At 69.5% G+C, this 26,446-nt stretch carries 23 protein-coding genes; 12 read left to right on the top strand and 11 right to left on the bottom strand.

Annotated elements, in window-relative coordinates; all coding sequences use genetic code 11:
• Window positions 1-21 precede the first annotated feature (21 nt).
• Window positions 22-750, top strand: coding sequence for an alpha/beta fold hydrolase (locus AMYAL_RS0106690; RefSeq protein ID WP_020630538.1), 729 nt, complete (start codon window positions 22-24; stop codon window positions 748-750).
• Here AMYAL_RS0106690 and pdxR read toward each other — a convergent pair.
• The 3 genes from pdxR to AMYAL_RS0106675 all read right to left on the bottom strand — a co-directional run bounded on the left by pdxR (window position 747) and on the right by AMYAL_RS0106675 (window position 6,906).
• Window positions 747-2,183: a MocR-like pyridoxine biosynthesis transcription factor PdxR gene (pdxR, locus tag AMYAL_RS0106685; protein ID WP_020630537.1), complete on the bottom strand. Its 1,437-nt coding sequence runs from the start codon at window positions 2,181-2,183 to the stop codon at window positions 747-749. The two genes, AMYAL_RS0106690 and pdxR, sit on opposite strands and share 4 nt — an antisense overlap.
• A gap of 12 nt (window positions 2,184-2,195) precedes the next feature.
• A complete protein-coding gene (gene metH, locus AMYAL_RS0106680) occupies window positions 2,196-5,843 on the bottom strand; it encodes a methionine synthase (RefSeq protein ID WP_020630536.1) in 3,648 nt (1,215 codons plus the stop codon).
• 382 nt (window positions 5,844-6,225) lie between these two features.
• On the bottom strand, window positions 6,226-6,906 hold the full coding sequence (locus AMYAL_RS0106675) for a peptidylprolyl isomerase (RefSeq protein WP_020630535.1): 681 nt from the start codon (window positions 6,904-6,906) through the stop codon (window positions 6,226-6,228).
• A 242-nt stretch (window positions 6,907-7,148) separates the two neighbouring features.
• Here AMYAL_RS0106675 and AMYAL_RS0106670 point away from each other — a divergent pair, with 242 nt between their 5' ends.
• Window positions 7,149-7,766, top strand: a complete 618-nt coding sequence (locus AMYAL_RS0106670; protein WP_020630534.1) for a hypothetical protein — start codon at window positions 7,149-7,151, stop codon at window positions 7,764-7,766.
• Window positions 7,767-7,778: 12 nt separating this feature from the next.
• On the opposite strand, the gene AMYAL_RS0106665 is transcribed toward AMYAL_RS0106670, so the two are convergent.
• Window positions 7,779-8,048, bottom strand: coding sequence for a DUF2631 domain-containing protein (locus AMYAL_RS0106665; RefSeq protein ID WP_026466804.1), 270 nt, complete (start codon window positions 8,046-8,048; stop codon window positions 7,779-7,781).
• A gap of 95 nt (window positions 8,049-8,143) precedes the next feature.
• Here AMYAL_RS0106665 and dxr point away from each other — a divergent pair, with 95 nt between their 5' ends.
• The 6 genes from dxr (at window position 8,144) to map (ending at window position 15,605) form a co-directional block, all read left to right on the top strand.
• Window positions 8,144-9,349, top strand: a complete 1,206-nt coding sequence (dxr, locus tag AMYAL_RS0106660) for a 1-deoxy-D-xylulose-5-phosphate reductoisomerase (protein WP_026466803.1) — start codon at window positions 8,144-8,146, stop codon at window positions 9,347-9,349.
• Window positions 9,350-9,352: 3 nt separating this feature from the next.
• Complete coding sequence (locus AMYAL_RS0106655) at window positions 9,353-10,588, top strand: M50 family metallopeptidase (protein WP_020630531.1); 1,236 nt, start codon at window positions 9,353-9,355, stop codon at window positions 10,586-10,588.
• A gap of 118 nt (window positions 10,589-10,706) precedes the next feature.
• A complete protein-coding gene (gene ispG, locus AMYAL_RS0106650; protein ID WP_026466802.1) occupies window positions 10,707-11,858 on the top strand; it encodes a flavodoxin-dependent (E)-4-hydroxy-3-methylbut-2-enyl-diphosphate synthase in 1,152 nt (383 codons plus the stop codon).
• A gap of 154 nt (window positions 11,859-12,012) precedes the next feature.
• Entirely contained in the window at window positions 12,013-12,867 is an 855-nt protein-coding gene (locus AMYAL_RS0106645; RefSeq protein WP_026466801.1) for a GNAT family N-acetyltransferase, read from the top strand.
• Between the two features lie 51 nt (window positions 12,868-12,918).
• Window positions 12,919-14,724 carry a penicillin-binding transpeptidase domain-containing protein gene (locus tag AMYAL_RS0106640; protein WP_020630528.1) on the top strand — a complete coding sequence of 602 codons (1,806 nt, stop codon included), beginning with the start codon at window positions 12,919-12,921 and terminating at the stop codon, window positions 14,722-14,724.
• A 23-nt stretch (window positions 14,725-14,747) separates the two neighbouring features.
• Complete coding sequence (gene map, locus AMYAL_RS0106635; RefSeq protein ID WP_026466800.1) at window positions 14,748-15,605, top strand: type I methionyl aminopeptidase; 858 nt, start codon at window positions 14,748-14,750, stop codon at window positions 15,603-15,605.
• Between the two features lie 66 nt (window positions 15,606-15,671).
• Here map and AMYAL_RS0106630 read toward each other — a convergent pair whose 3' ends face one another.
• Window positions 15,672-16,361: a FadR/GntR family transcriptional regulator gene (locus AMYAL_RS0106630; protein WP_026466799.1), complete on the bottom strand. Its 690-nt coding sequence runs from the start codon at window positions 16,359-16,361 to the stop codon at window positions 15,672-15,674.
• A gap of 48 nt (window positions 16,362-16,409) precedes the next feature.
• On the opposite strand from AMYAL_RS0106630, the gene AMYAL_RS0106625 reads away from it, so the two are divergent.
• Together AMYAL_RS0106625 and AMYAL_RS0106620 are read left to right on the top strand one after the other, a co-directional pair.
• Entirely contained in the window at window positions 16,410-17,657 is a 1,248-nt protein-coding gene (locus AMYAL_RS0106625; RefSeq protein ID WP_020630525.1) for a CynX/NimT family MFS transporter, read from the top strand.
• Window positions 17,658-17,747: 90 nt separating this feature from the next.
• Window positions 17,748-18,224 (top strand): hypothetical protein, encoded by a 477-nt coding sequence (locus AMYAL_RS0106620; RefSeq protein ID WP_020630524.1) that lies wholly within the window; start codon window positions 17,748-17,750, stop codon window positions 18,222-18,224.
• Window positions 18,225-18,451: 227 nt separating this feature from the next.
• On the opposite strand, the gene AMYAL_RS0106615 is transcribed toward AMYAL_RS0106620, so the two are convergent.
• The 3 genes from AMYAL_RS0106615 to AMYAL_RS51045 all read right to left on the bottom strand — a co-directional run bounded on the left by AMYAL_RS0106615 (window position 18,452) and on the right by AMYAL_RS51045 (window position 20,745).
• Window positions 18,452-19,846: a mycothione reductase gene (locus tag AMYAL_RS0106615; RefSeq protein ID WP_020630523.1), complete on the bottom strand. Its 1,395-nt coding sequence runs from the start codon at window positions 19,844-19,846 to the stop codon at window positions 18,452-18,454.
• Between the two features lie 76 nt (window positions 19,847-19,922).
• Complete coding sequence (locus tag AMYAL_RS0106610) at window positions 19,923-20,585, bottom strand: M15 family metallopeptidase (protein WP_020630522.1); 663 nt, start codon at window positions 20,583-20,585, stop codon at window positions 19,923-19,925.
• Window positions 20,575-20,745 (bottom strand): hypothetical protein, encoded by a 171-nt coding sequence (locus AMYAL_RS51045; RefSeq protein ID WP_020630521.1) that lies wholly within the window; start codon window positions 20,743-20,745, stop codon window positions 20,575-20,577. The genes AMYAL_RS0106610 and AMYAL_RS51045 overlap by 11 nt, the downstream gene beginning before the upstream one ends.
• A gap of 216 nt (window positions 20,746-20,961) precedes the next feature.
• On the opposite strand from AMYAL_RS51045, the gene AMYAL_RS0106600 reads away from it, so the two are divergent.
• Both AMYAL_RS0106600 and AMYAL_RS0106595 read left to right on the top strand, forming a co-directional pair.
• The gene (locus AMYAL_RS0106600; RefSeq protein WP_020630520.1) at window positions 20,962-21,795 is read left to right on the top strand and encodes a S1 family peptidase; all 834 of its coding nucleotides are present in this window, start codon (window positions 20,962-20,964) and stop codon (window positions 21,793-21,795) included.
• A gap of 33 nt (window positions 21,796-21,828) precedes the next feature.
• The gene (locus AMYAL_RS0106595; RefSeq protein WP_020630519.1) at window positions 21,829-22,311 is read left to right on the top strand and encodes a GNAT family N-acetyltransferase; all 483 of its coding nucleotides are present in this window, start codon (window positions 21,829-21,831) and stop codon (window positions 22,309-22,311) included.
• On the opposite strand, the gene AMYAL_RS0106590 is transcribed toward AMYAL_RS0106595, so the two are convergent.
• The 3 genes from AMYAL_RS0106590 to AMYAL_RS0106580 all read right to left on the bottom strand — a co-directional run bounded on the left by AMYAL_RS0106590 (window position 22,277) and on the right by AMYAL_RS0106580 (window position 26,381).
• The gene (locus AMYAL_RS0106590) at window positions 22,277-23,464 is read right to left on the bottom strand and encodes an 8-amino-7-oxononanoate synthase (RefSeq protein ID WP_020630518.1); all 1,188 of its coding nucleotides are present in this window, start codon (window positions 23,462-23,464) and stop codon (window positions 22,277-22,279) included. The genes AMYAL_RS0106595 and AMYAL_RS0106590 overlap by 35 nt on opposite strands.
• A gap of 102 nt (window positions 23,465-23,566) precedes the next feature.
• Window positions 23,567-25,072 carry a DEAD/DEAH box helicase gene (locus AMYAL_RS0106585; RefSeq protein ID WP_026466798.1) on the bottom strand — a complete coding sequence of 502 codons (1,506 nt, stop codon included), beginning with the start codon at window positions 25,070-25,072 and terminating at the stop codon, window positions 23,567-23,569.
• A 367-nt stretch (window positions 25,073-25,439) separates the two neighbouring features.
• On the bottom strand, window positions 25,440-26,381 hold the full coding sequence (locus tag AMYAL_RS0106580; RefSeq protein WP_020630516.1) for a serine protein kinase RIO: 942 nt from the start codon (window positions 26,379-26,381) through the stop codon (window positions 25,440-25,442).
• Between the last annotated feature and the right edge of the window lie 65 nt (window positions 26,382-26,446).

The raw sequence follows: 26,446 nt of genomic DNA, 5'->3' as shown, positions 1-26,446 counted from the left end.
GACTGCGGAAAGATCCGTCCGGTGGAACCACTGAAGATGCGCACCGCCGGAACCGACGGCCCGGCCGTGCTCCTGCTGCACGGCCTCGGCGCGACGGGCGCGGTCTGGGACGGCCTGATGCTGCAGCCCGGCTACCGCTGGCTGGCCCCCGACCTGCCAGGGCACGGGGCGTCACCGCGCTTGGCGCACTACTCGTTCGGAAGCCTCGCCGGGGCGGTCGCCGACGCCCTGCCGGAACGCGGTCCGCTGCTGGTGATCGGCCATTCCCTGGGCGGTGTGGTCGGGCTCGCCCTGGCCAGCGGGTGGTTCGGGCTTCCGGTCGAAGGGCTGCTCGCGGTCGGCGTCAAAGTCGAATGGAGCGAATCCGACCTCGCCAAAGCGGCCGACATGGCGGCGAAACCGCCCAGGGTGTTCCTGACCAGGGAGGACGCCGAACGAGCGTTTCTCAAGATCGCCGGCCTGACCGGGCTGGCCGAAGCGGATCCTGACGGCGTCGTCGAAACCGAAGGCGGCTGGCGGCTGGCCCTGGACCCCCACGCGTTCGCCGTCGGCGCGCCGGACATGCCCGGCCTGCTCGGCGCGGCGCGCTGCCCGGTCGCCCTCGCCGCCGGGGAGCACGACCCCATGAGCCGCATCGACCAGCTTCGCGCCCTCAGCCCGGCTTCCGCCGAACTCCCCGGTCTGGGCCACAACGCCCACGTCGAAGACCCGGCCGTGCTCCTGGCCTTCCTCGCGCAGTTCGCGGGCTAGCGCCTGATCTTGCCGAGGGTGGCGATGCCCTCGGCGATGTCGCTCGCCGGGCTGGACCCGTAGCCGAGGACGAGACCCGGATTCATCGGCCGCTGGCAGTGCCACGACAGCGGCTGCACCTTCACGCCCTGCTCCAGCGCGGCGGCGGCGAAGTCGAGGTCGGAGAACTCGGCGTCGAAGGTGATCGTCAGGTGCAGCCCGGCGGCCGCGCCGTGCACGACCGCGTCCGGGAGATGCGCCCGGAGCGCGTCGATCATCGCGTCCCGCCGTCGGCGATGCCGTTTGCGCACGAACCGCAGTTGCCGTTCCATCTCGCCGGATTCCATGAGATGCGCGAGCACCAGCTGCGGGAGGACGGCGTTGCCCAGGTCGGCGAACCGTTTGGCCGCGACCACCTCGTCCCGGTAGCGCGGCGGCACCAGCATCCAGCCCACCCGGAGCGCGGGCGCGAGCCATTTCGACACGCTCCCCGCGTAACAGACCTGTTCGGCGAGCATCGAGCGCAGCGCGGGGACCGGCGGGCGGTCGTAACGGTGCTCGGCGTCGTAGTCGTCCTCGATGATCAGCCCGCCGTCCGCGGCCCAGCGCATGAGTTCGCGGCGGCGTTCCCCGCCGAGCACGACACCGGTCGGGAACTGGTGCGCGGGCGTGAGCAGCACGGCGGGCGCACCGCTGCGGACGAGCTCGCCGACGTCGATCCCGTCTTCGTCGACCCGGATCGGCGGGGTCGCCAGCCTCCGGTCGTGCAGATGCTGCCGCGCGCCCAGCGAACTCGGGTCCTCGACGGCGATCTCGGAGATCCCGTTGTCGCCCAGCACCTGGGCCAGCAACCCGAGACCCTGCGCGACGCCGGCGACGATCAGGACGTCGTCGGCGTCGGCGGTGATGCCGCGGGTGCGGGCGATCCAGTGCGCGATGGCCAGCCGTAACGCGGGCGCGCCCCTCGGGTCGCCGTAGCCGAAGGACGCCGCCGAAAGGTCGTTGAGCACGGTGCGTTCGGCGCGGAGCCAGGCCGTCCTGGGGAAGGCTGTCAGGTCCGGGACGCCGGGGGACAGGTCGATCTTCGCCGGGGTCGACCGCAGGGAGTCGAAGACGCCGATCCCCGGAGCGGGCTGGAAGATCGTGCCCGCCGACGGGGGTCCGTGCGTCGTTTGCTCCTTCGTCCTCGCGGGCGCCGCGACGACGACGGTGCCCGCGCGGCCACGTCCGGCGACGTGGCCGTCCTCGACCAGCCGCTGGTAGGCCTCGGTGACCACGCCGCGGGAAACCCGCAGGTCCGCGGCCAGCGCCCTGGTCGCGGGCAGCCTGCTGCCGACCGGCAGGCGCCCGTCGGAGATGGCGTGCCGCAACCGCGACGCCAGCCAGTCCGACCGGCGCCCCGGTGGTGCGTCCCCGATGTCCAGCTGCAGGAAGTCCGAGCCCTCGGCAGTCACCCGATCATTGTGTCATTCGGGCTCGTAGGCGAGGTTCGGGCGCAGCCACTGCTCCACAGTGGACAGTTCGACGCCGCGGCGGACCGCGTAGTCCTCGACCTGGTCCTTGCCCAGCCGTCCGACGGTGAAGTACCGCGCGTCCGGGTGGGCGAAGATCAGCCCGCTGACGCTCGCCGCCGGCGTCATCGCGAAGGACTCCGTCAGCGCCATGCCGAAGCTGCCCGCGTCCAGCAGGTCGAACAGCTCCTGCTTCTCGCTGTGGTCCGGGCTCGCCGGGTACCCGAGCGCGGGGCGGATGCCGCGGAACCTTTCGGCGTGCAGATCCTCCAGCTTCGGCTCGGCGTCCGGTTCGAACCACTCCCGCCGTGCCTGGAGGTGGATGTACTCCGCGAACGCTTCGGCGAGCCTGTCCGCGAGCGCCTTCACCATGATGGCGCGGTAGTCGTCGTGCTTCGCCTCGAACTCGGCGGCGAAGTCCTCGGCACCGAGGATGGTGACCGCGAACCCGCCGAGGTGGTCGCCCGCACCCGCCGGAGCGATGTAATCGGACAGGCAACGATTCGGTCGCTGCAGGGGCTTCTTGGTCTGCTGGCGCAGCATCGGGAACTTGAGACCGCCGCCCGAGGCACTCTTTCCCGCCGAGGGCGCATCAGCGCAGTCCAGGATGATGTCGTCACCCTCGGAGTGCGCGGGCCAGAACGCGTACGCGCCCTTGGCCTGGAACCGCTCCTCGGCGATGATCTGATCCATCAGGGTGCTCGCGTCGTCGAACAGCTCCCGCGCCACCGGGTTGTCCAGGATCGCCGGGTACTTGCCCTTCAGCTCCCAGGCCAGGAACAGGAAGGTCCAGTCGATCATCTCGCGCAGTTCGGTGAGCGTCGGCGAGACGTACCGGACGCCGGTGAACGCGGGCGTCGGGACCTCGTCGAAGGGGACCTTCTCCGGGTTGGCCCTGGCCTGCTCGACCGTCAGCAACGGGGTCCGCTGCTTGTTCGCGTGCTGCACGCGCAGCTCTTCCTGGTCCTCGCGGTTCTTCTTGTCGAGGAGCTCCGCGCGGTCCGGGTCGAGCAGCTCACCGACGACACCGACGACACGGGAGGCGTCGAGGACGTGCACGGTCGTCTTCTCGTACGCGGGCGCGATGCGGACCGCGGTGTGCTGGCGTGACGTGGTCGCGCCGCCGATCAGCAGCGGCAGCTTCAGCCCGCGCCGCTCCATTTCGGTGGCGACGTTGACCATTTCGTCCAGCGACGGCGTGATCAGGCCGGAGAGCCCGATGGCGTCGGCGCCTTCGGAGACGGCGGTGTCCAGGATGACCGAGGCCGGGACCATCACGCCGAGGTCGATCACCTCGTAGTTGTTGCAGCCGAGGACGACGCCGACGATGTTCTTGCCGATGTCGTGCACGTCGCCCTTGACCGTCGCCAGGACGACCTTTCCGTTGCCCTGGCGGGTTTCGACCCGGCCTTCGAGACGGGCCTTCTCCTTCTCGGCCTCCATGAACGGTTCGAGGTAGGCCACCGACCGCTTCATCACGCGCGCGCTCTTGACCACCTGGGGCAGGAACATCTTGCCGGACCCGAACAGGTCGCCGACGATCTTCATGCCGTCCATCAAGGGACCTTCGATGACTTCGAGCGGCCGCGGGAGCTTCTGGCGCGCTTCCTCGGTGTCCTCTTCGATGTAATCGACGATGCCGTGCACCAGCGCGTGGCTGAGCCGCGCCTCGACCGGGTTCTCCCGCCAGGAGAGGTCGACGACGCGCTGGGTTCCCTTGCCACTGACCGTTTCCGCGAACGTGACCAGCCTGTCGGTGGCGTCCTCGCGGCGGTCGAAGAGCACGTCCTCGACCAGTTCCAGCAGATCCTTGGGGATGTCCTCGTAGACCGCGAGCTGCCCGGCGTTGACGATGCCCATGTCCAGCCCGGCGCGCACCGCGTACAGCAGGAAGGCGGAGTGCATCGCCTCGCGCACGACGTTGTTGCCGCGGAAGGAGAACGAGAGGTTCGAGATACCGCCGCTGATGCGCACGCCGGGACAGCGTTCCTTGATCCGCGGCAGCGCGTCGATGAACGCCTTGGCGTACCCGTTGTGCTCGGAGATACCGGTCGCGACCGCGAGCACGTTCGGGTCGAAGATGATGTCCTCGGCGACGAAACCGGCCTTCTGCGTCAGCAGATCGTAGGCACGCCCGCAGATCTCGACCTTCCGGTCGGCGGTGTCGGCCTGGCCCTGTTCGTCGAAGGCCATGACGACCACGCCCGCGCCGTAGTCGCGGATGCGCCTGGCCTGCTGGAGGAACTGCTCCTCGCCTTCCTTGAGGCTGATGGAGTTGACGACTCCCTTGCCCTGCACGCATTTCAGCCCGGCTTCGAGGACCGTCCAGCGCGAGCTGTCGATCATGATCGGCAGCCGGGCGACCTCGGGTTCGGTGGCGATGAGGTTCAGGAACGTGGTCATCGCTTTTTCGCTGTCGAGCAGGTCGGCGTCCATGTTGACGTCCAGCAGGTTCGCCCCGCCCCGGACCTGCTCCAGCGCGACGTCGACGGCGGCCTGGTGGTCGTCGGCCTCGATCAGCTTGCGGAATTTGGCGGATCCGGTGACGTTGGTCCGCTCGCCGATCATGACGAACCCGGTGTCCTTGCCGATCTCGAACGGCTCCAGGCCGCTGAACCGGGTGTGCGGCTTCGGCTCCGGGACGTGCCGCGGCGCCATCCCTCGGACGGCGTCGGCGATCCCCTTGATGTGTGCGGGGGTCGTGCCGCAGCAGCCGCCGACGACGTTGACCATCCCAGCCGTGGCGAAGTCGCCGAGCAGCGCGCCGGTCTCGTCGGGCGTCTGGTCGTAGCCGCCGAACGCGTTCGGCAGGCCGGCGTTGGGGTGACAGGCCGTGTAGGTGCCCGCGAGGTTGGACAGCTCGGCGATATGCGGGCGCATCTCCTCGGCACCCAGCGAGCAGTTGACGCCGACCAGCAGTGGCTCCGCGTGCTCGATGGAGCTCCAGAACGCCTCGACCGTCTGCCCGGACAGCGTCCGGCCGCTCAGGTCGACGATCGTCACCGAGATCCACAGCGGCAGATGCGGTGCGACGTCGCGGGCGGCGGAGATCGCGGCCTTGCAGTTGAGGGTGTCGAAGATCGTCTCGATCAGCAGCAGGTCGACGCCGCCTTCGGCGAGCGCCTTGATCTGGTCGGCATACGCCGCGTACACCTCGTCGAAGGTCACCGCGCGGAACGACGGGTCCTCGACCTTGGGCGACAGCGACAAGGTGACGTTCAGCGGTCCGACGGATCCGGCGACGAACTTCCCGCCCGCGGCGTCCGCCGCCTCGCGTGCGATCTGGGCGCCGCGGAGGTTCATCTCGTACGCGAGGTTTTCGAGCCCGTAGTCCGCCTGGCCGATCGTGGTGGCGGTGAACGTGTTCGTCGTCGTGATGTCCGCGCCCGCGTCCAGATACTGGCGGTGGATGTCGAGGACGACGTCCGGTCTGGTGATGTTCAGCAGATCGGGGTCGCCGGTGATGTCACGGGGGTGATCCTGGAACCGCTCGGTGCGGTAATCCTCGGGTTTGAGACCGGCGTTCTGGAGCATCGACCCCCAGGCGCCGTCGAGCACCACGATGCGCTCGTTCAGCAGCTTTCGCAGGGCGGTCGTTTCCATCCAGCGCTCCTCCCAATTGGTGGGAGGCGCCCTTGCGGTGAAGTCCGGGGCCGAGCGTGGCGGACCCCATGGTCCGTTGCAGCGCCTCTCGACCTTGGCGACCAGAGTACCGGATCTCCACAAGGGCACTTCGCCTGAATTGCTCAGCCGCTGGCCAGGGCCGGTTCGGCCTCCCGCACTGTGGGACGGGGCGGCGCGGGCCTGCGCCGGGCGACCACGGTCGCGGCCACCCCTCGCGACGATTTACCTCTGGTGCAGCGCTTGTCTGCACGGCCTTCAGATATCGCGCGCGCGGGCCCCGGAAGGGGTGCCGATTCAGTCCTTCCAAGACGCGGAAGGGATTCCTGACTTCGTCCGCTGTGAGCCGTGATGCGAGCCAGGATCAGAAACCGACGGTCGCCTTCTGGATCTTCACCGGCTTCGCGGGCAGCCCGTCCTGCGGACCGTTCGGATCCGTCGGGATGATGCCGTTCGCCACGATCTTGTCCAGCACGTCCATGCCCCGTACGACCTTGCCCATCACCGAGTAGTTCTTCGGGATGTTCGCGAACGAGTGCACGATGAAGAACTCGCTGCCGTTCGTGCCGGCGCCCTGGTTGCCCATGGCGATGGTGCCGCGTTCGTAGGTCTCGGTGCCGTCGACCTCGTCCGGGAACTTGTAGCCCGGCCCGCCCTTCTCGGCTTCGTAGATGTCGCCGCACTGCAGGACGCCGAGGCGGGAGGAGTTCGTCAGGCGCCAGCACTGGCTGTGGTCGTAGAAGCGCTGCAGCGCCAGGCTCGCCAGGTTGTGCGCGGCGCACGGAGCGGCGCCCGCGCGGTTCAGGCGCACGGTCACCGGGCCGTAGTTGAAGCGGAACGTGACGTCGATCGTGCCGCGGGTCAGCGTGAAAGGGATCGGCCGGAACACCGGGCGGGCCGCGGGGTTCTCGGGCGTCGGCGTGAACTCGCAGCGCACGATCGGCAGCGAACCCGCAGAGGTTGCGGGGGCGGCCGAGGCCACACCGGGCAGCACGACGGCGGCGAGAGCGGAGACGACGGCGGTGACACCCCAGCGCAGCTTCATGAGGGGGAACTTAACCCAAAAGGGTGGTCGCCGGGTAGCGCTTCACGCGCGCGCACCGCACTTGCCGCGGGTTCGGTCCGTGAAGGCCTCCTTGCCTACCCTGAAGGTAGTGAAGGAGGCCTTCACGGACTCGGGCGGGTGAGGCGCGCGGTGCAGGCGTCGGTCCAGGTGGTCGTGAGTGGCGATTCGGGTTAGAACACGATTCGCCACTCACGACCCACCGCACCGAACGGCCACCGCACATGCTGAGCTCACTCGCCGCCCTGTACCTCGCCGCCGCCGTCGGCCTGACCCCGCTGCCGCCGACCGAGATCCAGCCCGACCAGGTCGACCACATCGCCCTGCCCTGCGCCCAGGCGGGCGCGTCCGCCGACGACAACGACGTCGCCCAAGACCTCAACCAGCAACTCGCCACCAAGATGCGCGGCTACATGAACCCGTACAACACCTCGTGCGCCAGAGCGGTCGTCGAAACCGTCCAGAGATCGGGGTTCAACGAACGCGCGGCCGCCATCGCGATCGCGACGGTGATCGTCGAGTCGAGCATCGCCAACCTCGACGGCGGCCTCGGCGACTCGGTCGGGCTCTTCCAGCAGCGCGCGAGCTGGGGGAGCTTCGAGCAGCGGACGGACCCGGCGTGGGCGACCAGCCGGTTCCTCGCCGTGATGCGGCAGTTCTTCCCGAACGGCGCCTGGAACGACGTCGCCATCGGGGACGTCGCCGCGGCGATCCAGCGGCCGGCGGCGAAGTACCGGCATCGCTACGGGGTCGAGGCCGACGACGCGGTCAAGATCGTCGGCGAGCTCTGGGCCCGGAACGGCGAATGGCCCCTGCCCACCAGAGTGGACAAGGGCCATTGAGCCGTGAAGGAACTACTTGCGCCAGGCCGTGCGCTGCTTGCGGATGTCCAGCACGAGGCCGAACATCAGCGTCAGCGACAGCCCGATCAGCCACAGGTTCTCGGTCCAGCCGTGGTGGTTGCCGTACAGCATCACCAGCAGGATGATCGCGCTCAGCCAGCCCGCGATCCGCGTTGCCTTCGGGAAGGAACCGTGCCAGCCCCACTCGGCCGACGGCTCGTCGCGGGGGTCGACGGTGTCGACGCCCACCCGGCCGCGCTTTTCGACCGCTTTGCTCGCCACGATCAACTCCTCAAAACCCGATGGTTCGCTTGCCCGCGAATGATCCCACACCTGGCTGCACGCGCCCGACGGGCCCCGCGCGACAATGACACCCGATGACTACCTCGCGAAGTGTGCTCGTGCTCGGTTCGACCGGTTCGGTCGGCGCCCAGGCCCTCGACGTCGCGGCCCGCAACCCGGACCTGTTCCGGGTCGCCGGGATCGCCGCGGGCGGCTCCGATCCCGCCGCGCTGGCCGCGCAAGCCCTGGCGCACCAGGTCGACGCCGTCGCCGTCAGCAGGCCGACGGCCGTGGAAGACCTGCAGCTCGCGCTGTACGCCGAGGCGCAGAAGCGCGGCTACAACCGGGGCGACTTCAAGCTCCCGCGCATCTTCGCCGGGGCCGACGCGGTCGTCGAGATGATCGACGCCGTCCCCGTCGACGTCGTCCTCAACGCGCTCCCCGGATCCCAGGGGCTCCCGCCGACCCTGCGCGCGCTCGCCACCGGCGCCACGCTCGCGCTGGCCAACAAGGAGTCGCTGATCGCGGGCGGGCCCCTGGTCCTGGCCGCGGCCAAGCCCGGTCAGCTGGTCCCGGTCGATTCCGAGCATTCCGCGATCGCCCAGGCCCTGCGCGCCGGCCGCGAGTCCGAGGTCGCCAGGCTGGTGCTCACCGCCTCGGGCGGCCCGTTCCGCGGCCGCAAGCGCGAGGAGCTGGCAGACGTCACCGTCGAGCAGGCGATGGCGCATCCGACCTGGTCGATGGGCCCGCTCATCACGATCAACTCGTCCACCCTGGTCAACAAGGGGCTGGAGCTGATCGAAGCGAAGCTCCTGTTCGACATCGAGACCGATCGCATCGACGTGGTCGTCCACCCGCAGTCGATCATCCACTCGATGGTGACCTTTGTGGACGGCTCGACGATCGCCCAGGCCAGCCCGCCCGACATGCGGCTGCCGATCGCGCTGGCCCTGCACTGGCCGGATCGCGTTCCCGGCGCCGCGGCGGCGTGCGTCTGGGACAAGCCCGCGAGCTGGACCTTCGAGCCGCTGGACAACGAGGCGTTCCCCGCCGTCGAGCTGGCGAGGCACGCCGGAACCGTCGGTGGCTGCGTCCCGGCGGTCTACAACGCCGCGAACGAGGAGCTGGTGGCCGCCTTCCTGGCACAGAACACCGGTTTCACCTCGATTGTGGACACTATTGCCCAGGTGGTGGAAGCCGCCGACGAATGGCGTCGCGAACCTCGCGACGTGGATGACGTACTGGCCGCCGAGCGCTGGGCTCGCGCGCGTGCCGGTGCGCTGATCGGTAAGGGGAAGTAGCGCGTGGTCTTCATTCTCGGGATCGTGCTGTTCGCGCTGGGCATCTGCCTGTCGGTCGCACTGCACGAGGCCGGTCACATGTGGGCGGCCAGGGCCTTCGGCATGAAGGTCCGGCGCTACTTCGTCGGCTACGGGCCGACGGTCTTCTCCTTCCGTCGCGGCGAGACCGAGTACGGCTTGAAGTGGATCCCGCTCGGCGGGTTCTGTGACATCGCGGGCATGACCGCGCTCGACGAGGTCACTCCTGAGGAGTCGAAGCGCGCGATGTGGCGCTTCAAGACCTGGAAGCGCACCGTCGTCATGTCGGCGGGTTCGGCGATGCACTTCATCCTCGGTTTCATCATCCTCTACCTGATGGCCGTCACCATGGGCCTGCCGAATCCGGCGGCGCAGGCCGCCCCCGTCGAGCCGGTGATCAGCGCCACATCCTGTGCGCGGGCGGCCACCACCGTCGAGCAGCTGAACGACAAGTCCTGCCCGCCCGGCGCCCCCACCCCCGCGAAGACCGCCGGCCTTCAGACAGGCGACAAGGTCATCTCCGTCGCGGGCAAGCCGACCCCGGCCTGGACCGACATGCTCGCCGCCGTCCAGGTCGCCAACGGCCCGACGCCGTTCGTCGTCGAGCGGAACGGACAGCGGCTCAACCTGACCGTCGACGTGCCGCGTGTGCAGCGGCTGGTGGCCGACGGGGAGAACAAGACCACGGTCAAGGACGTCGGCATGATCGGCGCCTCGCCGGTGGCGAAGTCACTGGTGGCGACCTACGGTCCGGTCGACGCGATCGGGGCGACCTTCGACTTCACCGGGACGATGTTCTCCGAGACCGCCAAGCGGCTGATCGAGTTCCCGTCTCGGATCCCCGCCGTGGTGGACTCCATCTTCGGCGGCGAGCGTGACCCGAACACTCCCGTCAGCGTCGTCGGCGCCAGCCGGATCGGTGGCGAGGCCGCCGAGCGCGGGCTGTGGGAGGTCTTCGTCCTCCTGCTGGCGAGCCTGAACTTCTTCATCGGCGTGTTCAACCTGCTGCCGTTGCTCCCGCTCGACGGCGGTCACATCGCGGTCGTCTGGTACGAGCGGGTCCGGGACTTGTTCCGGAAGATGCGGGGCAAGGGGCCGGGCGGACCGGTCGACTACACGAAGCTTTCTTCGATCACGATGGTGCTCGTCTTCATCGGTGGCGCGGTCACTTTGCTCACCGTCACCGCCGACATCGTGAATCCGGTCAAGCTGTTCCAGTGACGCGGAGGGGCGATCACGGAGCGCGCTGTCAGCACGGTTGGGCTGCCCAGGTAATGCTGCTCACCGTGACGGCTGACGTCGTGGATGTCCGCCGATCGGGGTAGGTACGCTTGACGTCGTGACTGTCGCTCTAGGTATGCCAGCGCTTCCTCCTCCCGTCCTCTCCGAGCGTCGCAAGACCCGACAGCTGCAGGTCGGGCCGGTCGGCGTCGGCAGCGAGCACCCGATCTCGGTGCAGTCGATGACCACCACGCTCACCTCGGACGTCAACGCGACCCTGCAGCAGATCGCCGAGCTGACCGCTGCGGGCTGTGACATCGTGCGCGTCGCGTGCCCGTCGGCGGACGACGCCGAGGCGCTTCCCGCGATCGCGAGGAAGTCGCAGATCCCGGTGATCGCCGACATCCACTTCCAGCCGAAGTACGTCTTCGCCGCGATCGAAGCGGGCTGCGCGGCCGTCCGGGTGAACCCCGGCAACATCCGCAAGTTCGACGACCAGGTCAAGGAGATCGCGCGGGCCGCGAAGGACCACGGCACCCCGATCCGGATCGGCGTCAACGCGGGTTCGCTGGACAAGCGGATCATGGACAAGTACGGCAAGGCGACCCCGGAGGCGCTCGCCGAGTCCGCGCTGTGGGAGGCGTCGCTGTTCGCCGAGCACGACTTCCACGACGTCAAGATCTCCGTGAAGCACAACGACCCGGTGGTCATGGTGCGCGCGTACGAGATCCTCGCCGAGCAGTGCGACTACCCGCTGCACCTCGGTGTCACCGAGGCGGGCCCGGCGTTCCAGGGCACCATCAAGTCGGCCGTGGCCTTCGGCGCGCTGCTGCGCCAGGGCATCGGCGACACCATCCGCGTGTCACTCTCGGCGCCGCCGGTGGAAGAGGTCAAGGTCGGGATCCAGATCCTGCAGTCGCTGAACCTCAAGGAGCGCAAGCTCGAGATCGTCTCCTGCCCGTCGTGCGGCCGCGCGCAGGTCGACGTCTACACCCTCGCCGAGCAGGTCACCGCCGGACTCGAGGGCATGGAGGTCCCGCTGCGCGTCGCGGTCATGGGCTGCGTCGTCAACGGCCCTGGCGAGGCTCGCGAGGCGGACCTCGGTGTCGCTTCGGGTAACGGCAAGGGCCAGATCTTCGTCAAGGGCGAGGTCATCAAGACCGTGCCCGAGCACGCGATCGTCGAGACGCTGATCGAAGAGGCGATGCGGATCGCCGAGGAATCCGGTCAGACGATCGGCGAGGGAGAGCCCACCGTCACCGTCGGCTGAATGGTCGAGACCACGCCGGGAACGGTCCTTTCCTTGCAAAACTTGCAAGGAAAGGACCGTTCCTGGCGCTTGTGGGGTCCGACCTGCTGAGGTTCTCTCAGCGTGTCGCCAAGCTTGCGTTCCGTTTACGCCGCTCATCTGGCACCCTGGAGTGGTGTTGCGGCTTGCAGGTGCACGGCTGCTCGATGATCGGGACTATCCGGCGGTCCGTGCCGCGCTCGCCACAGACCCGGTCGGCAGCTGCATGGTGAGTGCCAGGGTGGAGACCGCGGGTCTCGACCCCTGGCGGCTCGGTGGTGAGCTCTGGGCCGCCGATTCCCGGCCGGTGCGCGCGGGCAGGCTCCAGGGGCTGTGCTTCTCCGGGCCGAATCTGATCCCGTTGCGCGGCAACGTCTCCGCCTTGCGCTCCTTCGCCGATCGCGCCCTGCGCCGCCAGCGGACCTGTTCGTCACTGGTCGGCCCGGCCGAGCAGGTTCTGGGGCTCTGGGACGAACTCGAGCCGGAATGGGGCCCCGCCCGCGAAGTCCGGCACGACCAGCCGCTGATGGCGCTCGACGGGGTCCCGTCCGTCGCCGCCGATCCGGCGGTCCGCGCGGTGCGCCCGGAAGAACTCGACAGGTATCTCCCGGCCGCGATAGCCATGTTCATCGAAGAGGTCGGCGTCGACCCCCGCAACGGCGACGGCGGCGCCGGTTACCGCGCCCGCGTCGCGGAGCTCATCGCCGGCGGCCGGGCGTTCGCGCGCTTCGAGGACGGCGAGGTCGTCTTCAAGGCCGAGATCGGCGCGATGTCTTCCACCGTCGGCCAGATCCAGGGGGTCTGGGTGCATCCGGAACGCCGGGGCGGCGGCCTCGGCACCGCCGGGACGGCGTCCGTGGTGACCAGGCTCGTCCGCGGGATGAACCGCACCGCGAGCCTGTACGTCAACGCCTACAACAGCCCGGCGCTCGCCGCCTATCGCAAGATCGGCTTCCAGCAGGTCGGGCAGTACGCGACGGTTCTTTTCTAGAACGGCGTTGCGTCCGGTGGGAAACCGCCGGGACTGGCAGGATCTCCGGGTATGCCAGCAGGTCGTCGTCTCGCCGTCGTCGTGCTCGCGGGGGTGGTGGGCCTCTCGGCCGCCGGGTGCGGACTCTTCGCCGACTCCGGTCCCGAAGACGCGATCACGGGCTTCCTCGACGGACTCTCTTCCGGTGACGTCGCCGCCGCCGCGTTCTTCACCGATTCCCCGGACGCCGCACGCGCCTCCATGGAGATGGTTCGGAAGGCGCTTTCTCCCGAGTCGATCAAGGTCGCGGCCGACAAGGTCCAGCACGCGTCCGGAGCGGACAACGCGACGGCGACCTATCAGCTCACCTGGAACCTCCCGCGCGGCCGTGCCTGGACGTACAAGGCCGACGCGCAGGTCCATTCCACTCAGGACGGCTGGAAGGTGCGTTGGCTGCCGACCGCGATCCATCCGCAGCTGGCCGCGCAGCAGAGCATCGCGCTGAAGTCCGAGCCGCCGGATCTCGCGCCGGTGCTGGACCGCGACGGGATGCCGTTGCTGCGCCCGCAGACCGTCGTCAGCGTGGTGCTCGACCCGGCGAAGGCGGGGGACCTGGTGGCGGTCTCCGACAAACTCGGCGCGGCGCTCAACCGGTTCGAAGCGTCGGTGACCGGTCAGTCGATCCGCGACGGTGTGAAGGCGCTCAAGCCCGGAGCCGGCTATCCGGTGGTGAGCCTGCGGTCGAGCAGCTACCAAGAGGTGAAACCCGAGATCTACGACTTGCCCGGTGTCCGGTTCAGCCAGCAGGACAGGCTGCTGCCCGACGACAAGAACTTCGGCAAGCAGGTGCTGCCCGCCGTCCGTTCCCTCGTCGAGGACCAGGTGGAGGGCTCGGCGGGCTGGCGCGTCGTCACCCTCGACACGGCAGGCGGCGAGAGCGTCGACCTGCACACCGAGCAACCCAAACCGGCCCCCGCGGTCGTGAGCACGCTCAGCGTGAAGGCGCAGGGTTCGGCGGAGCGGGCGCTCGCCCCGGTCCCGACGGCCTCCGCGCTGGTCGCGATCCAGCCGTCGACGGGTGAACTGCTGGCCGTGGCCCAGAACGCCCCGGCCGACCCCCAGGGCGCGATCGCGCTCACCGGCCGGTTCCCGCCCGGCTCCACGATGAAGATCGCCACCGCCGTCGCCGCGCTGTCCGCGGGCTCGGTGCGCGCGGACAGCCCCGTCGACTGCCCCGGCACGGCCACCTTCGAGAACCGGACGGTGCCGAACGAGGGCAAGTTCGCCCTCGGCGTCGTCCCGCTGTCCAAGGCGTTCGCCAAATCCTGCAACACGACGTTCGCGAAGCTCTCGACCGATCTGCCGCCCGCCGCGCTGACCGACGCCGCGCGCGACCTCGGCGTCGGCGCCGACTTCGTGATCCCCGGCCTGACCACGATCACCGGTTCGGTGCCGCCGGCGAACACCGTCGCGCAGAAGGCGGAGAACGGCTTCGGGCAGGGGACCGTGGTGACGAGCCCGTTCGGGCTGGCGGTCGCCGCCGCGACGGTCCAGGCCGGGAAGACCCCGGTGCCGACGCTGGTGCGGGGGATGGCCTCGACGTCGTCCGGGCTCGGGAAGCCGATCCGCCCCGAGGTGCTCGACGCGCTCCGCGGGATGATGCGTGAGGTCGTCACCGACGGCACGGCGACCCTGCTCAAGCCCCTGCCCGAAGTCCGGGGCAAGACCGGGACGGCCCAGTTCGGCGACGGCACGCATTCGCACGGCTGGTTCGTCGGCTACACCGGAGACCTGGCCTTCGCGCTGCTGACCACCGACGCGGGGACGTCCAAACCGGCGGTCGAAGCCGCCCAGCGCTTCCTGGCGGGCCTCGGTTAGCCGTCAGGTCGTAGGCTGGACTCATGTCCGTTCGCTCCCCCTTGAAGCCCGGCGTTCAGACGCCGAGGCGAGTCGTCCCCGCCAGCATCGCCCGCCCCGAGTACGTCGACCGGCCGGCGCCGAAACGCGACACGGGCAACGGGGTCCGCACGCCCGAGGTGATCGAGGCGATGCGCGTCGCGAGCCGGATCGCGGCGCAGGCGCTCGAGGAGGGCGGCAAGGCCGTCAAACCCGGCGCGACCACCGACGACATCGACAAGGTGATCCACGAGTTCCTGCTGGACAACCACGCGTACCCGTCCACCCTCGGCTACCGCGCGTTCCCGAAGTCGTGCTGCACCTCGCTCAACGAGGTGATCTGCCACGGCATCCCGGACTCGACGGTGATCGAGGACGGCGACATCTGCAACATCGACGTCACCGCGTTCATCGGCGGCGTCCACGGCGACACCAACGCGACGTTCCTGGCGGGTGACGTCTCCGAGGAGGCGCGGCTGCTGGTCGAGCGCACGCGTGAGGCGACCGCACGCGCCATCAAGGCCGTCCGTCCCGGCAGGCAGCTCAACGTCATCGGCCGCGTCATCGAGGCATACGCGAAGCGGTTCGACTACGGCGTCGTGCGGGACTTCACCGGTCACGGTGTCGGCCCGGCGTTCCACACCGCGCCGACCGTCCTGCACTACGAGGAGCCGTCAGTCGACACGGTCATCGAGCAGGGCATGACCTTCACGATCGAGCCGATGATCACCCTCGGCACCATCGATTACGACATCTGGGCCGACGACTGGACCGTCACCACCAAGGACAAGAAGTGGACCGCCCAGTTCGAGCACACCCTCGTGGTGACCGAGACCGGCGCCGAAATCTTGACGCTGCCGTAGGGCAAGTACATGAAGGCCCCCTTCCTGCGCCAGGCGCAAGGAAGGGGGCCTTCATGTACTTCAGGGTCAGGCGTCTTCGTGCTCCACGCGGGCCAGGAGCTCGTCCAGGAAGCCGCACGCCTCACTGGCGGCCCGCTCGGCGTCACCGTCGGCGATGGCCTCGGCGAGCCCCTCGTGGCCGATCTCCGGCAGGTACTCGTGCCCCGGCGTCACGTTCGACGTCGCGGCCACGCTGGCCGTTATCACCTCGGTGAGCCCGCGGTACATCTCGGTCAGCAGGGTGTTATGTCCACTTTGGACGACGGCGAAGTGGAATTCCGCGTCGAGCCGGGCGAAATCCTCCCAATGCCCCTCCCGCAGCTCCGCGTTGCGGCGGTCGAGCAGCGAGCGCAGCTCGGCCACTTCCTCCTCGGTCCGCGACGCGGCCGCGAGCCGGGCGCCTTCGACCTCGAGGATGCGCCGCACCTGCAGCACCTCGCGCAGTTCCGAACCGCACAACCGCCGGATGGCGCCCGAGACTTCGCTCGTCGCCCGCACGTAGGTCCCGTCGCCCTGTCGGACTTCCAGTAGTCCCGTGTGCGCGAGCGCGCGAACGGCCTCGCGGACGGTGTTGCGCCCGACCCCGAGCTGTCCTGCCAGCTCGGGTTCGGTCGGAATCCGCTCGCCGATGGGCCATTCTCCCTGCGTGACGGCGTCACGCAGCTGCTCGATGACCTGATCGACCAGGCCGGCACGGCGCGTGGTGGCCAATGGCACAGCGTTGTCCCTTCATCCAATCATCCTATGTATGTGATACTAGCCGACGTGCGTGTCGACTCCCAAGAATCCGTTGCCCCGTTCGATGACCGTCTTGAACTCGAAGGGTCGATCGAAACGGCGTGGCGGCCGGGGGTGATCACCGGCGGTCTCCTGCTCGGCGTCGCGGTGGTCCTGGTGGCACTCAATCTGCGCCCGGCGATCACCAGTGTCGGTCCGATCCTCGGCGAGATGCGCGACGACCTCGGCGCCACGGCCACCTGGGCGGGCGTGCTGACCACGCTCCCCGGCCTCTGTTTCGCCGCAGCCGGGCTCGCCGCGCCCCTGCTGGCCCGCCGGTTCGGCATCGGCGCGGCCATCGCTTCCGCGCTGTCTGTGCTGGCCGTCGGCCTGGTGCTGCGCGTGGTCGACGGACCGTACGTCGTGCTCGGGGGGACCCTGGTGGCCACGGCGGGAATCGCCTTGGCGAACGTGCTGATCCCGGTCGTCATCAAGGACTCCTTCCCGGCTCGTGTCGGCATGATGACCGGCGTCTACACCGCCGCCCTCCAGGGCGGAGGCGCACTGGGATCCGCGCTCACCCCTCCCCTGGAGAACGCGTTCGGCGGCTGGCGTCAAGGCCTCGGTGCCTGGTCTGTGCTCGCGGTGCTCGCACTCCTCGTCTGGATTCTCGCAGCCCGCGGTGCGGGGCGGGCACCTGTTGCCGAGGCAGGCAAGCAGGGTAGCGGGCGATCGCTCCTGCGTAGCCCCCTTGCGTGGATGGTCACGCTTTTCTTCGGCACTCAGGCCTTTTTGGCCTACGTCGTGATGGGCTGGCTGCCGGAAGTGATGATCGACGCCGGGGTGAGCAAGGGCGATGCCGGGCTGTTGCTCGGGCTGATCTCGCTGATCGCCGTCCCGATCAGTCTCGTGGTGGCGCCGATGGCCGCGCGGGCGGGCAGCCAGAGCCTGTGGATCGTCGGGTTGGGTGTCTTCGGCTTCGTCGGGATGGTCGGCATGATGGTCGCCCCGAGCGCTTCGCCGCTGCTCTGGTGCCTTCTCATCGGGCTCGGGATGAGCGTCTTCTCGCTCGCGCTGACCGTGATCGCGCTGCGGGCGCGCACCGGTGAGGACACCGCGCGGCTGTCGGGGATGGCCCAGGGTATCGGCTACCTGATGGCGGCCGTCGGGCCGTTCCTCTTCGGCCTGCTTCACGACCTCACCCGCGGTTGGACCGTTCCCTGGATCATGATGCTCGTGGTCTTCCTCGCGCAGATGACCTTCGGCGCACTTGCCGGTCGCCGCCGCTTCGTCTGAACGCGTTCAAAAAATTTCTTGACCCCGTGCCGGGCGGAGCCTTAGCCTGATTGAGTTGAACCTGTTCAAAACTCGGTTCTGGGGGTCGGCGTGGTGGAGGAACTGGCGTACGGGACGGCGTTGGCGTGTTTCGCCGCGGTCTGCGTCGCCTTGGCGCCGGAACGGCCCGCGGCGGCGGTCTCGCCGCACGAGTTCTACCGCGCCGTCGACCGGGTGTGCATACAGGTGTGGAAGGACAGCGGCGCGGAGATCCGTCGCTACTGGCCGGACGCGAAGGGGGACGCCGCGACCGAGCTGCGCAAGTCGCAGCACTACGTCGCGGTGAAGGCGGACGGCGCCAAGGACGTCCTCAAGGGGGCGATGGGGGTCCGCACGGTGCCGGGAGGGGCGGCATCGGCGCGGGAGGAGTTCTTGGCGGCGGTCCGCCGCTACATCGAGGCGGGCGAGCGGTTCTCGGGGGAGGGGGCCCGCTCGCCCGCCCTGATGGCCGTCCTGGACGACAGGATGGACGCGGCGCGCGACCTCGCGTTGCGAAACGATTCCCACGCCTGCGCTCTCATCGTCTGAGGGAGTGCGCCGGCTTCGGACGTTGCGAAAGCCACTTTCGCAACCTTGAACGTTGTGAAAGTGGCTTTCGCGGCACCGTCGACCCACGAGAGCGCGCTGGGCCGAGGAGGCCGTGAGTGGCAAAGATGTCCTGTCGGGTGCCAAGTCCGTGAAGGCCTCCTTGAGGGACTCAGAGTCCCTCAAGGAGGCCTTCACGGACCCCCGATAGCCGACTGAATGCGCCGGTCTCAGTCCAGCGGAAGGTTCAGCAGCGCGTTCTCGACCAGCTCCGGCATCGCCGGGTGGATCCAGTACTGCCCGCGCGCCATGCTCTTCGCGTCCAGGCCGAAGCTCATCGCCTGGATCAGCGGCTGGATCACCGAAGACGCCTGAGGGCCGATGATGTGCGCGCCCAGCAGCTGCCCGGTGGCCGGGTCGGCGAGCAGCTTCGCGAAGCCGGTGGTGTCCTCCATCGCCCAGCCGTAGGCGATGCCGGCGTAGTCCTGATGCGACGTCACGTACGACACGCCACGTTCCTGGGCCTCGCGTTCGGTCAGCCCGACCGAAGCGACCTGCGGCGAGGTGAACACCGCGTGCGGGACGAACCGGTGGTCGGACTCGATCCGCTCGTCCGGATGCAGCAGGTTGTGCTGCACGACGCGCTGCTCGTGGTTCGCGACGTGCTTCAGCTCGAAGACCGACGAGATGTCGCCGAGCGCGTAGATCCCGTCGACCACGGTCTGCTGGTACTCGTCGACCACGACGTGCCCGCGCCCGCCCGTCGTCACGCCGGTGGCCGCGACGTCGAGGATGTCGGAGTTCGGCGTGCGGCCGGTGGCGACCAGCAGCACCTCGGCTTCGACGGTCTCGGCGCCCTGCGGGCCTTCGAGGTCCAGCGCGACGCCCGACGAGGTCTTGCGCGCGCGGATGGTCTTCCGGTCCAGCCGGACGTCGAACCGCTGCGCCGCCAGTTCGGTGAACCGGGCGCTGACGTCGTCGTCCTCGGACCGCAGCAGCGCGCCGGACCGGTTGACCACGGTCACCTTCACCCCGAACGAGGCGAAGACGTGCGCGAACTCGGCCGCGATGTACCCGCCGCCGAGGATCACGATGCTCGCGGGCAGCTCGTCGAGCCGCATCACCGTGTCGGAGGTGTGGTACCCCGTCTCGGCGAGGCCGGGGACGTCCGGGATCACCGGACGCCCGCCGGCGGCGAGCACGAAGCGGTCGGCGGTGATCGTCTCGCCCGCGCGGCCGTCGGGGTAGCTGACCCGCAGCTCCTTGTGCCCGGTGAAGCGGCCTTCGCCCTCGTACACGGTGACGTTCTTGTTGTCCTCGTGCTGCACGCGGTACTCGCGTCCGCCCGCGGCGATCGGGTCGATCCGCCCGAAGACCCGGTCGCGGATGTCGCGCCAGCGGACCCCGGTCAGCTCCTCGTCCACCCCGAACTTCGCCGAAGACGCGGGGGTGGCCGCGACGTTGGCGGCGTGCACGAACATCTTCGTCGGGATGCAGCCCACATTCAGGCAGGTGCCGCCGAACGTGCCCTTCTCCACGATCGCCGTGTTCCAGTCGGCGAAACGCGGGTCGAGGATCGAGTTGCCCGATCCGGTACCGACGATCACCAGGTCGTAGTGGGGCACGCTGTCTTCCTTTGCGGCGGGGGAGCGGGGTGGTTCCGACTCTAGCCAACTTCTCCCGGCGGCCGGTTGTTCCCGGTCAGTGCCCGTTGGAGCTGAAGTGCATCCGGTCCTTCGGCGTCGTCCAGGTGCCGCCCCAGGTCCAGCCGATCGCGGAGAACGCGGTCGCGGCCGGATCCCCTGGGGTGATCATTCCCGGCCTCCGGTTTCCCCGATCGAGGTACGCCGACGCCAGTTCGGGCAGGACGAGATCACCCTTCGTGTACGGGTTGCAGAACGGGTTGACGTCGATCGCGAGCCCGTAGGCGTGCGCGGACCAGTTCGTCTGGCCGCGGGCCGGACGGCAGACGAAGGCGTTGGTGTTGTTCCCGTCTCCGGTCGGGGGAGCGGTGAGTTCGGCGGGGGTGGTCACCCGCATTTCCTCGAGCGGGAATTTCGCGGCGAACAACCGGTCGAAAACGGTCACGACGGGATTCGCCACCGAAGCGTTCACGAGCATTTCACCGGTGTGCGCGCGACCGTCGAAACCCCAGAACGACAACGTGAGATAGCGCAATTCGCCTGCTTTGACCGGGCACCCCGCTTGCCAGGTGCTGCGGGCGAGCACGTCCGCGGGGACCGGATTCACCGTGCCGGCGAACCGGTTCCCGGCGGGCGGGGGAAGCAGGTCGGCGGTCGGCAGGGACCGATCGGCCAGTACCGGAGGAGTCGGGAGGATCTGCCCGAAACCGTCAGGGCGCAAGGGAAGCGGCTTCGCGCCGACCTGCCAGGCCGGTGCGGGCGGCGCGGTCGGCGGGGCTGGCTGGGCCGACGTGCTCGGAACCGGTGCTGTCGAAGAGGTTCTCGCGGGACCGCTGGTCACCGCCGGGGTGGACGGTGCGGGCGGAGCCGGGCTGGAACACGAAAACAGAAGAAAAGCCGTACCCGCCAGAATCGTCGCCGTCGCCCGCACGAGGTCCAGCCTGACAGATGCGGTGGGTGAGCACAGGTCCACCCGTTTCAGTGACACCGCATCGGGCTTTCGCCGATTAGGGTATTTGCGATCGCTTGTGTACGCGCTGGAGTCGAAGGACTTCCCAGGGCTTGACCATACGTACGCCCCGGTGAAGGGACAGAAAATGCCGAAAAAGTCACGTCGCACCCTGCTGCTCGCTGCCGGAGCGGTACTGGCGACGGCCGTGATGGTGCCGGTCGCGGTCAGCAGCGCGTCGGCGGACGACAGCGCGGTGAGCGGCCCGGACAAGGCCGCCCAGCCGAGGATCGTGGGCGGCGGCAAGGCTTCGGTCTCGCAGTACCCGTACGCGGTCTTCCTGACCGATCGCAGCGGCAACCAGTACTGCGGCGCGGTGATCGTCAGCTCCACGACGATCGCGACGGCGGCGCACTGCGCGGTCGCGGTCAAGAAGAACGACGTCCGCGTGGTCGCGGGCCGCGACGACAAGAGTTCGCGGGACGGGATGGAACTGCGCGTTGCGAAGGTCTGGGTCAGCCCCGACTACAGCGGTGACCCCGGCAAGGGCGACGACATCGCGGTGATGACGGTCAGCGGTCAGCTGCCGTACCGGCCCGCGAAGGTCGCGGACAACGGCAACGCCGACCTGTACAGCGAAGGCACGAAGGCGACAGTGCTCGGCTGGGGCCGCGTCGCCGACGGCGGCGCGCGGTCGGACTACCTGCGCAGCGCGGTCGTCCCGGTGGTCAGCGACAAGACCTGCCGCACCGCGTACTCGGGCTACGACCCGAGCGACATGGTGTGCGCCGGTTACCCCGAAGGCGGGGTCGACGCCTGCCAGGGCGATTCGGGCGGGCCGCTGATGGTGGGCGACACGCTGATCGGGATCGTGTCCTTCGGCGAAGGCTGCGCGAAGGCGGGCAAACCGGGTGTGTACACCCGCGTCTCCCACTTCGCGAACGAGATTTCCCAGCAGAACGGCCGGGGCCTGATCGGCTGATCGATGCCTTCTTCACGTCCGATGTGCTAACAAGTGGGCGTGAGCACCGACACCCCGATCATCGAGACCTCGTCGTTCCCGCTGTCCGTCGCCGGTGACGAGATCACCGCCGCGCAGCTGCACGGCATCCTCCGACTGCGCGTCGACGTGTTCGTCGTCGAGCAGAACGTCGCCTATCACGAGATCGACGGGCGTGACCTCCTGCCCGGCACCCGGCATCTCTGGATCGGCGGTTCCGTCGCGGTCGACTCGTACCTGCGGGTCCTGCAGGACGCGGGCGGCACCTTCCGGATCGGCCGGGTGTGCACGGCCGTCCGCTCACGAGGCAAGGGACTGGCGGGACGGCTGATGGAGACCGCGCTCGCGGGCATCGGGGACGCGCCGTGCGTCCTCGACGCGCAGACGTACGCGAAGGACTTCTACGGCAAGTACGGCTTCGTGGCCGAAGGCGACGAGTTCATGGAAGACGGGATCCCGCACCTCACGATGTGGCGCCGGGAGGCGCCGCAGCCGTGATCACCGCGACCGCGCGGTCCACATCGGCCTCGGTGAGGTCGGCCCGCGCGGTCAGGCGCAGGCGGGAGATGCCGTCGGGTACGGACGGCGGCCGGAAGCAGCCGACCCGTACGCCCTGATCCGCGCACGCGGCCGCCCACCCGACGGCCGATTCGGGCGACGGCGCCTGGACCGAGATCACTGCGGCGTCCGGGAGACCGACCCGGAAGCCCGCCGCTTTCAGTTGCATGGCAAGGTTTCCGGCGGCTTCGGTCACCTTGGTGGCCAGCTCGGGCTCGGCCTTCAACGCGCTGAGTGCGGCCAGCGCGGCGGCGGCACTGGCCGGCGCGAGCGCGGTGTCGAAGATGAAGCTGCGCGCGGTGTCCACGAGATGCTTGATCACGCGACGCGGCCCGAGCACCGCTCCGCCTTGCGCCCCAAGGGATTTCGACAGCGTGATCGTGGTGACGACGTCCGGCGCGCCGGAGAGCCCCGCCGCGTGGACGGCACCGCGGCCACCCTCGCCGAGGACACCGAAGCCGTGGGCGTCGTCGACGAGCAGCGACGCGCCGTGCTCCCGGCAGACCCCGGCGAGTTCCTCCAGCGGGGCGATGTCACCGTCGACGGAGAACACGGAATCGGTGACGACGAGAGCGCGCGGTTTGCGGCGGGTCGCCAGCGCGTGCTTGACGGCGCTCGGCTCGCTGTGCGCGACGGCGGCGATGTCCGAACGGGACAGCCGGCAGCCTTCGATCAGCGACGCGTGGATGTATTTGTCCGTGACGATCGCGGAATCCGCGCCGGACAGGGCCGTGACGGCGCCGAGGTTCGCGGTGAAACCGGACGAGAAGACCAGCGCCGCCTGCGCGCCGCAGAAGCGGGCGAGTTCGTGCTCGAGTTCCGCGTGGACCTCGGTGGTGCCGGTGACGAGCCGGGAGCCGGTCGACCCGGCGCCCCAGCGCAACGCGGCCGCCGCGGCCGCACCGGCGACCCGCTTGTCACGGGCGAGCCCGAGGTAGTCGTTGCCCGCGAGGTCCAACTCGGCTTCCTGGGCCTGCCGGATGCGCAGCTTGCGCACCAGCCCGGCCTCGGTCCGCTTCTCCGCTTCCACGTCGAGCCAGTCGAAGACCTGGTCGGGCGGGAGGTTCTGGGAAACGGGGCCGGGAGAAGTCACGTCCCGCAGTGTCCCATCCGCGCACCCCAAGTACATGAAGGCCCCCTTCCTTGCGCCAGGCGCAAGGAAGGGGGCCTTCATGTACTTCTAGCGAGGGTTACCTCAGCTGTCGTAGCTGCGACGCGGGCGTCCGTTGCCCGGACGCTGCGGGCGGCCGCTGCCGCCACCGGACTCGCCACGACGCGGGCGGCCGCGGAAGCCGCCGGGACGGCCGCCTTCGCGGTGACCGTGACCCTCGCGCGAACCCTGGTAGCCGCCGCGGTCGCCGCCACCGTAGCCGCGGCCACCGCCACGACGCGGGGACTCACGACGACGCTCGACGACCGGCTCGCCACTGGGCTGCTGCGCACCGGTGATCCGGGAGAGCTCGGCGTCGCCGGGGCGGACCGTGGTCTGCTCGGCGCGGACACCGGCGCGGTCGGTCATCCGGCGCACCATGCGGCGCTGGTCGTGCGTGACCAGCGTGACCACGACACCGGACGCCCCGGCGCGCGCGGTGCGGCCGGCGCGGTGCAGGTAGTCCTTGTGGTCGGCGGCCGGGTCGACGTGCAGCACCAGCGAGATGTCGTCGACGTGGATACCGCGCGCGGCGACGTCCGTGGCGACGAGGACCGGGGCGTAGCCCTCCTTGAAGTCCGAGAGGACCCGGTTGCGCTGGCCCTGGGTCTTGCCGCCGTGCAGAGCGGCCGCGTGGACGCCCTTCTCGCGCAGGCGCTCGGTGAGGCGGTCCACGTGGTGCTTGGTGCGGACGAACATGATCGTGCGGCCCTCGCGGGCACCGATCTCGGTGATGATGTCCTGCTTGTCCTGGTGCGACACCTGGAACACGTGGTGGTCCATGGTGGTGACGCTCGCGGTCGACGGGGCAACCGAGTGGGTGACCGGGTTCGTCAGGTACGCCCGGACCAGGCGGTCGACGTCACCGTCGAGGGTGGCGGAGAACAGCAGGCGCTGGCCGTCACGCGGGGTCAGGTCGAGGATCTCGCGAACCTGCGGCATGAAGCCCATGTCGGCCATCTGGTCGGCCTCGTCGAGCGCGACGAAGTCGATGTCCGAAAGCGACGCGGTGCCCTGGCGGACGTGGTCCGACAGCCGGCCGGGGGTGGCGATCAGCAGGTCGACGCCGCGGGAAAGCGCGTCGGCCTGGCGGGTGAAGGCCATCCCGCCGACGGCGGTGCGGCACCACAGGCCGAGGGACTTGGCCAGCGGGGTGAGCGAGTCGGCGACCTGCATGGCCAGCTCGCGGGTCGGGACCAGGATCAGCGCGCGGGGGTGCTTCGGCCGGGCGCGGCCGCCGTTGAGCCGGGTCAGCATCGCGAGGCCGAAGGCCAGGGTCTTGCCGGAACCGGTCTGGGCGCGGCCGAGCACGTCGCGGCCGGAGAGCGCGTCGGGGATGGTCGCCGACTGGATCGGGAACGGGGTGGTGATACCGGCGTCGGCCAGCGCCCGCAGCAGCGGGTCGGGAAGGCCGAGTTCCGCCCAGGTCGTCGCCTTGACCGTCTCGACGGCGTCTTCACGCAGCATCGCGTCACCCGTGGGGCGAGTGCGCGGCTTGCGGTGCTGACGCGCCGACGGTGAGGTGTGGCCGGAGTTGAACGTGACTGTCACAAATGCCTCTCGGACGTGGCACGTCGCAAGGAGGCCCTGGGCTGCCCGCGCGCAGGCAGGGCAAGATGGTGTGCACAGATGGGCGTTCACAGGGACGAACCCGGCACACCGCGTCTGCATGACACCGCGCGCCTATTGGTTGATACGGATACCGCGAGCCATTCGGTTGGCTTTGGAGGCGACGGACACCACTCATCCACGCCGCCGGTTGCGGTCTAGTACTACTGTACCGGACCGTTGTCCAGCCTCCCAACCGGAGGGACCGATTGTGGGCAGGGTCTCCGCCACGGGTTCTCCCGGCGTGTCATGAAGGGGTCGTTCCCGGCGTGATCCGTCGGAAACGACCCCTTCATGACACTGTGGACGGTCAGCGGAGACCGGCGATCTCTTGCAGTTCCTCGATCAGCTCGGCGACCGACGTCAACTGCTCCGGCAGTCCCCGTGAGTGGAACCACGCGGCGATGTTCCGCACGTCCCGCGCGAGGAACTCGAGTCCGCCGGGGTTGGCGACGATGTCGACCACCTGCGGCAGGTCGATCACCATGATCTGCCCGTGGTGGACGAGCAGGTTGTACGCCGAGAGGTCGCCGTGCGCGAGCCCCTGCGACGCCAGCAGTTCCAGCATCGCCGAGGTCTGGAACCACAGCTCCCGCAATTGTTCCGGCTCCGGCCGGACCTGCGCCAGCCTCGGCGCGGCCACCTCGCCGTCGCCGAGGAACTCCAGCAGCAGCTCGGTACCGTCGCGCTGCACCGGGTACGGCACCGGGGCGCCGACCGTCCACAGCCTGCTCAGCGCGCCGAATTCGGCCACCGCCCACTGCTCGGCGATGAGGTTGCGGCCGAAGCTGCTGCGCGACTCCATGGCCCGCATCTCCCGCGAACGCCGCATCCGCCTGCCTTCGAGGTAGCCGGCGTCGCGATGGAACAACCGGTGCTCGCCACTGCGGTACCGCTTCGCCGCCAGCACCGTGCCCTCGGTTCCGGGCAGGTTGCGCCGGACGAGGTGGACGTCCGCCTCCTTGCCGGTTTTGAGGATGCCGAGTTCGGTGTCCACCGCCGCCAGTTCGGTGAGCACCCAGTCGGGCCGGGGCTGCGGCCCGTGCTCGGCCTCTCCCCAGGTGCTCCAGCGGTCGGCGCCGTCGGGGATGGCCGTTTCGGTGTAGGCGTCCTCACGCAGCCGGGCGAGCCGGACGCGTTCGGCTTCGGTGAGCCGCCCGCCGCGGGCGGGTTCGGGCTCGTCGTCGAAGCGGGCTCGACGGGCGCGCCGAGGACGTTGTTCGTAAGACTCTTCGAGATCGTGCTTGCGCACTGGTGGGTTCTCCTAGTCAGGGGTGCCCCACCGGGCGAGCGTCGTGTACTCCGCGCTCAGCCGCG

The organism is Amycolatopsis alba DSM 44262 (assembly GCF_000384215.1).
Classification (GTDB): Bacteria; Actinomycetota; Actinomycetes; order Mycobacteriales; family Pseudonocardiaceae; genus Amycolatopsis; species Amycolatopsis alba.
This window is presented reverse-complemented; position numbering and strand designations above follow the sequence as displayed.

Bases quoted from the DNA above. Each gene is read 5' to 3' on its own strand.
- dxr (WP_026466803.1), top strand. From the start codon at position 8,144: ATGACTACCTCGCGAAGTGTGCTCGTGCTCGGTTCGACCGGTTCGGTC.
- AMYAL_RS0106640 (WP_020630528.1), top strand. From the start codon at position 12,919: ATGCCAGCAGGTCGTCGTCTCGCCGTCGTCGTGCTCGCGGGGGTGGTG.
- metH (WP_020630536.1), bottom strand. From the start codon at position 5,843: ATGGAAACGACCGCCCTGCGAAAGCTGCTGAACGAGCGCATCGTGGTG.
- AMYAL_RS0106675 (WP_020630535.1), bottom strand. From the start codon at position 6,906: ATGAAGCTGCGCTGGGGTGTCACCGCCGTCGTCTCCGCTCTCGCCGCC.
- map (WP_026466800.1), top strand. From the start codon at position 14,748: ATGTCCGTTCGCTCCCCCTTGAAGCCCGGCGTTCAGACGCCGAGGCGA.
- AMYAL_RS0106670 (WP_020630534.1), top strand. From the start codon at position 7,149: ATGCTGAGCTCACTCGCCGCCCTGTACCTCGCCGCCGCCGTCGGCCTG.
- AMYAL_RS0106600 (WP_020630520.1), top strand. From the start codon at position 20,962: ATGCCGAAAAAGTCACGTCGCACCCTGCTGCTCGCTGCCGGAGCGGTA.